The organism is Holdemanella sp., from assembly GCF_056804935.1.
Genome location: NZ_DBMEXE010000056.1, coordinates 1 through 5,181, shown reverse-complemented (window position 1 = coordinate 5,181; position 5,181 = coordinate 1). Strand labels below are relative to the sequence as shown.

6 protein-coding genes are annotated in these 5,181 nt (G+C 34.3%); 1 reads left to right on the top strand and 5 read right to left on the bottom strand.

Features of this window, described 5'->3' with window-relative positions; all coding sequences use genetic code 11:
• The coding region (locus ACZQCL_RS04080) for a hypothetical protein (protein ID WP_482481906.1) at positions 1 to 370 on the top strand (370 nt) is incomplete at its 5' end.
• Between the two features lie 13 nt (positions 371 to 383).
• Here ACZQCL_RS04080 and ACZQCL_RS04075 read toward each other — a convergent pair.
• The 5 genes from ACZQCL_RS04075 to ACZQCL_RS04055 all read right to left on the bottom strand — a co-directional run bounded on the left by ACZQCL_RS04075 (position 384) and on the right by ACZQCL_RS04055 (position 4,917).
• On the bottom strand, positions 384 to 1,499 hold the full coding sequence (locus tag ACZQCL_RS04075) for a 5-methyltetrahydropteroyltriglutamate--homocysteine S-methyltransferase (RefSeq protein WP_482481905.1): 1,116 nt from the start codon (positions 1,497 to 1,499) through the stop codon (positions 384 to 386).
• Between the two features lie 111 nt (positions 1,500 to 1,610).
• A complete protein-coding gene (locus ACZQCL_RS04070; protein WP_482481904.1) occupies positions 1,611 to 2,513 on the bottom strand; it encodes a LysR family transcriptional regulator in 903 nt (300 codons plus the stop codon).
• Positions 2,513 to 2,998 (bottom strand): peptidylprolyl isomerase, encoded by a 486-nt coding sequence (locus ACZQCL_RS04065; protein WP_117571101.1) that lies wholly within the window; start codon positions 2,996 to 2,998, stop codon positions 2,513 to 2,515. Before ACZQCL_RS04065 ends, ACZQCL_RS04070 begins: the two co-directional genes overlap by 1 nt.
• A 4-nt stretch (positions 2,999 to 3,002) precedes the next feature.
• Positions 3,003 to 3,857: a DegV family protein gene (locus tag ACZQCL_RS04060; RefSeq protein ID WP_337526954.1), complete on the bottom strand. Its 855-nt coding sequence runs from the start codon at positions 3,855 to 3,857 to the stop codon at positions 3,003 to 3,005.
• Position 3,858: 1 nt separating this feature from the next.
• Positions 3,859 to 4,917, bottom strand: coding sequence for a M42 family metallopeptidase (locus tag ACZQCL_RS04055; protein ID WP_482481903.1), 1,059 nt, complete (start codon positions 4,915 to 4,917; stop codon positions 3,859 to 3,861).
• Positions 4,918 to 5,181: the final 264 nt, after the last annotated feature.

Below are 5,181 nucleotides of genomic sequence, written 5' to 3'. Positions count from 1 at the left end.
AGGAGCCATATGTGTAATTTGTAGTGTAATTGGTGTTTCAATCTTAGGCCATTTTGTTTATATTTCACCTAATGAATATTCAACAATGTGTACAATTCTTGCCGGAGTCAATGCACTTATGGTGTTGACACGAGTATGTGTGCCAATGACAATGCTAAGAAAAATATTGGTTACAATCATGTCAGTAATATTTGCCGTTTCCATCATTTTATGTAAGAACTTTTTCTATATTGTTCACTTACAATGGTATGAAATTATCTATGTGATTTTAAATGTATGTCTGATTCCTTTTATACTAACGCTTGTATCAAATTGGGTAAAAATAATTTTAAAAAAAATAAATCACAAAAAGAAAAAGTTTGGAAATTAATCCAAACTTTTTTCTATCCCCATACTTCTTCGGCAATTTCTTTAACCAATTTTACTTTAGCCCACTGTTGCTCTTCAGTTAATTTGTTTCCAATTTCACATGAGGCGAAACCACATTGTGGACTTAGACACAAATTTTCTAAAGGGACATATTGGCTTGCTTCTTTAATACGGGCAATTACAGTTTCTTTGTCTTCTAATTTGGCTGATTTTGTCGTAACCAAACCAAGTACGACTTTTTTATCGGGTGTAACCTCTTTTAATGGCTCAAAACCACCAGAACGAGCATCATCAAATTCTAAGAAATAGGCATGCACATTTTCTTTCGCAAATAATGTTTTTGCGACAGCATCATATGCACCACTAGATGCATATGTAGAGTGGAAGTTACCACGACATACGTGTGTGTTAATTGTAAGATCTTCAGGTTTTCCTTCAATCGCAAGATTGTTGATACGCAAGAATAATTCTTGAACTTTTAATAAACCTTCTTGATCTGTTTGGAAGAATAATGGCGCTTTTTCATCCACCAACATACCCCATGAACAATCATCGAATTGAATGCATCGACATCCTGCATCATATAATTGTTGAATGACAACTTTATATCCTTTCGCAATGTCTTGAACCAATTCTTCCGTATCTTCATAATATTTTTTAGTGTTTTCTAGTGCAAAAGGAAGAATCATTTGTTCCAAAAATTGTGCTGGAGCAGGAATGGTTTGTTTGGCAATTGTATTTTCGTCTTCGAATTGAGTTAAAAACTTGAAATGCTCTACAAAAGGATGTGTACCACTCACACCAACTTTTCCAGTGATATATGTATCATCAATCATAGCGGCTTCTCCATGGAAGGGAAGGCCTGTTTTCGTTGGTGTATGAGATACGCCATCAAATCCCCACATAAAGTCCAAGTGCCATGTAGCACGTCTGAATTCACCATCTGTGATGACGTGTAGGCCGGCTGCCTTTTCTTTTTGAACTAAATCTGTAATGCACTCATCTTCGATTTGGGTCAATTCTTCTCTTGAAATTTTTTTAGACTCATAATCTTTACGAGCTTGTTTTAGTTTTTCAGGTCTTAAAAAACTTCCAACTACATCATATCTATAAGGTGTTTGAACTGTCATAATAAATTCCTCAACTTTCGTGTGTGTTAAGTCTATCATATTTATAGTATATAGAATAATTGAAATATTCTTTAGTTTATTATAGTTAAAAACTATAATAAAAGACCAATTTCACTTGGTCTTTTCAATGTATTGAATTAGATGATTTAGATAGTTTTTTGACATGTTGGATAAAACTCCATCACTAATATAGCCTATTTCCATAACTTCATCACTATCAAGTGGAATGGATACAATGTTGTCTCCATTTAAATCCGTGCTTAAGATACCTGAAGAAATCGTATATCCGTTTAGTCCAATCAATAAGTTGAATAATGTGGTGCGATCTGAAACAACAATACTCTTTTTAGATGGCTGAGTACTGTGTAATTCTTCGGAAAAGTAGAAGGAATTATTGATTCCTTGTTCATAAGTTAGACGGGGATAGTTCTCTAAATCTTCCATTTTCACTGTTTTTTTATGGGATAAAGGATTTGTCTTAGAAACAAACACATGGGGTTTGGCTTCAAATAATTTGGTGAATGTAAGATGTTCTTTCTTTAAGATACTTTGAATGACTTCACGATTGAAATGTGAAAGATAAAGAATGCCTAATTGACTTCGATGGTTCTTTACATCTTCGATAATATCGTATGTTCTTTGTTCTCTTAAAGAAAATTCATATTCACTTTGATTGTATTCTTTGACTAAGGCGACAAACGCATTTACAACAAAGGCATAGTGTTGACTTGAAATCGCAAATACAGTTCTTGCAGGGAATGTGTTTTTATATTGTTCTTCAAGTAAGTTAGCTTGTTCTATGACTTGTCTAGCATAGCCTAGAAATTTTTCTCCTTGTTCAGAAAGAAGAATACCTTTATTTGTTCGAACAAATAAACAGATGGACATTTCTTCTTCTAAATCATGAATGGATTTCGAAAGAGATGGTTGTGAAATAAATAAGGCTTTGGCTGCGGAATTAAAAGATCCAGATTCAACGACCTGGATCACGTAGCGCAATTGTTGCAACGTCATTAGTCAACAATTGTGATTGTATCAATCACTTGAGGATTTCTTGGACGATCATTGAAAGTAGTAGGTGTTTTTGCGATTTTATCTACATTTTCCATACCTTCAATAACTTTACCAAACGCAGCATATTCACCATCTAAATGAGGTGCATCCTGGTGCATAATGAAGAATTGACTTCCTGCACTATTTGGATCCATAGCACGAGCCATAGATAAAACACCACGAGTGTGTTTTAAATCGTTTTTAAATCCATTTGAAGCGAATTCTCCATGAATTGTATAACCTGGGCCACCAGTTCCGTTTCCAATTGGGCATCCACCTTGAATCATAAATCCTTTAATAACACGGTGGAAAGTTAATCCATTATAGAATTTTTTTTCGATTAGATTCAAAAAGTTTTCAACAGTTTCAGGAGCAATCTCTGGATATAACTCAGCTTTGATTTGATCTCCGTTTTTCATTGTGATTAAAATATTTTTGGTTTCCATGTTTTTAGCTTTCCTTTCTTATATATTGTAATGCGATACAACCAAGACCAGTATGTACGGCGATTACGGAACTAATATAGTTTATATGAATATTTTCTTCAGGTACACCCTTTTCGATAAAACATTTTTTAAAATGGTAGGCACCCTCTAAAAAATCTGAGTGAATAATATAGATATTTGTATGTTCTATGTCAATATCATCCATGACTTTATCAATCGCATAGGCGTCAGCTCTTTTTTCTGTGCGAACCTTATTTAATACATCGATTCTACCTTCTGTGTTTTTATTTATGTGCAAGATAGGATAAATCTTTAACAAACCCGCAAGTGTAGCAGCCATAGGTGTTAATCTTCCACCGCGTTTTAGGTGTTGTAAATCCTTGACTAAGATCAATGAGTTGGATTCATCGATGGCAGGTCGAATAATCTCTAATATTTCTTCAGATGATTTGTTTGCGTCGACTAATTTCTTGATCCAAATCGCAACATGTTTTTCTAATTCACAAGTTGAATACATATCAATCACATGGACATTCATTTCTAATTCTCGTGCAATACTTTGCATGGTTGAAGCGTTTGTGGATAATCCATTTGTCAATGGAATCGCAAATACAGTATCGTATTCTTTTTTTAGTTCTTCAAATAAATCATAGATTTTTTGATAGGTTGCCATGCTTGTTTTTGGCATTTTCCCCTTGGCTAATTCTTTATAAATATCTTGTGTTGAAATTTCTAATGTATCTTGGTATGTTGTTTCGTCAATTGTGATTTGTAAGGGAAGCAGGTAAATACCCAATTCTTTTGCCTGTTCAAAAGATAGATTGGAACCTGTATCCGTTACGACGGCGATTTTTTCCATACTAGAATCCTCGAATAGTTTGAGCATCGATATTTGTGATGATTTCAACCGCAAGTTTTACAGCATTATCATAATCTTCTCCAGAACAGATTCCAAAGGAAGCGTGTGCAAAACGAACGGGAATACCGATAATGATGGTTGGAATGTTATAGCGGTGAGTAATTCCTGCATTGGTTCCGCCGCCTTTTCTTACACTTTCCTGTACAGGAATATTTTTTTCATGAGCCAAATCAATCGCATAACGCATAAAACGAGGGCTTGTGATATAAGAACGGTCAAACCAACGTAACATTGGACCTTTTTTCAAGGCAGATTGAATCATGTAGTCTTGTTCAAATGTATCATCACTTGGGCATCCTTCAAAACAAATCGCAATGTTAGGATTTAAGTTTTTGATTGCTGTGTCCATGCCTCTTTCGCCGACTTCTTCTTGTGTTGTTAATGTGGCTTCAATGTTGTGACTTACATCTTTTAATTGGTGTAGTACATCCATTACGGCTGCACAGCCTATACGACAATCAAAGGCTTTTCCTAAGAAAATTTTATGTGCTTCATCATATTTACATGTAACTGCAGGACACATGAAGTTACCTACAGATATATGAAATTCTTCTTTTACTTCTTGAGCACTTGTTGCGCCTACATCGATTACTAAATCATCAAAATCTACTTTTCCATTACGCTTTTCTTCAGATAAGAAATGAACCGGTTGACTTGCGACAATACCCGAAATCTTTTCACCTTTATCATTAAGAATCCAGACTTCGCCAGATACAATGTTTTTTGGATCCCATCCACCTAATGGTAAAAAGCGAATTGTACCATTTGGCTTGATGGCTTGCACAATAAAACCAACTTCATCGGCATGTGCATCTAAAAGAATCGTTGTTTCATGTTCTTTGTCTTGTTTAAAGCGCATATACGTATTACGCATTGTATCATCATGAACTTCACAAATATCCTTGACATCTTCCATGGCCAATTTAGATACTTCATCTTCCATGCCACTTGGTCCAAAGGCAGTTGAGAAGTCAATAATTCGTTTAATTTTTGAATTCATATACATTTCCTCCATAAATTTGTTAATATTATAGCACAGATACATATTTGTGGATGTGTTTCTGGTCATTTGAATGAATTTGTATTTGGACAAAGGACTAGAATAATTGTATCTTACCAAAAAAGGAGATTTTTGCATGAAAAAAATAATGTCAAAACTACATTTTAGAAGTATATATAAAACAATCGTATTAACTTTGATCTTATGCTTTGTCTATAATATTGCCTATTTAATGATGAGTGCCTCAGGTATGAATGTATATCT